The 1,142-nt window shown below is 35.1% G+C and carries 1 protein-coding gene and 1 pseudogene; both read left to right on the forward strand.

What is annotated here, in order from left to right:
* Positions 1 to 181: transporter substrate-binding domain-containing protein (locus IQR33_RS20480; RefSeq protein ID WP_193843987.1), on the forward strand; the 181-nt coding region annotated here is incomplete at its 5' end.
* Positions 178 to 1,142: pseudogene (locus tag IQR33_RS20485) on the forward strand (GGDEF-domain containing protein); the annotation flags it as partial. The gene IQR33_RS20480 and the pseudogene IQR33_RS20485, both read left to right, overlap by 4 nt.

The following is a 1,142-nucleotide window of genomic DNA, read 5'->3' on the forward strand; positions in this document are numbered from 1 at the left end:
GAATCAAAAAATGGCTGTTGCATTCCGTAAAAATTCCCCTGAATTACGCAAAGCATTTGATCGTTATTTAGACTCGATAAAACAAGACGGTTCATACGAAAAACTAGTAAAAAAATACTATCCATCTATTTACTACTTTTATAACGATTACTTTATAGAAGATAAAAAGAAACTCCGATGAATAAGGCCGTTAAAAAATTTTCCAGTAAAAGATTTATTACAATAAGCGCAATATTAGTTTCAATTTACTTAGCTATGCTTATTACTGTGACTAGCGTAGGTCAAAATAAGTTAAAAGAATCTCAATACAGAGAACTAGATTTAAAAGTAAAAAGTTATGCAAGCACACTCGATAATTTATTTACCATAGCGAGTGAAGATGTTGATAATCTAGCTACAGATAAAACAATACAAACATTCTTTGGTAATTTAGCTTCTGGCATGTCAATGGAGTATGGATTAGGAGCCAGTCTAATTAATTTAAAGCGTCGCTTCGATGAGAAGATAGACAGTAAGCTAATTAATAGCAGCCAAATCTATAAGAAGCTCACGCTGGTAGGCAGTGATGGAGTCACCATTGTCACCACTGGAACTGAAAACCTTGCCGAGCACAAAATGGACATACAAACCTTAATGACTCAACACGGGCATCCCGAAGAGGTTTGTGCGACGCGATACAATGATGACGTTCGCATTCAAGTCATTAAGCAAGTTAAGTTCTCCGGAAAGCCTGTTGCTTTTTTAATTGCCGATCTTAATAAGAATATTGTTATTGACCAACTTACTAACCAAGAACACGAAGATAGTTATAGCCGAATGGTGCTAAAAATAAAAGACGTGGAAATGGTTGTATGGGATACCATAAATAAAACACCTTCTCACAATAAGGATGAGAACTATTTCGTTTCTGAGGCTGTAGACGGAAAAATTTACTTTGAAGTGCCTGTGGATAAACATCACTTTAAATTGATGGCGTGGTTCGAGCCTTTGAGTGAACGAGATATATTTACATCACGGCTCTTTATTATTGGTTTGAGTATTCTGGCCGTTATGATCGTCATTGCTTTATGTTATGCATTCATCACGAACAATAATAGGATTGAATTGAAAATTAAGCTTGAGGAAGAAAAAAAGCGTAAAGA

Origin of the sequence: Vibrio sp. OPT46 (assembly GCF_015163535.1) — a bacterium.
Lineage (GTDB): Bacteria > Pseudomonadota > Gammaproteobacteria > Enterobacterales > Vibrionaceae > Vibrio > Vibrio alginolyticus.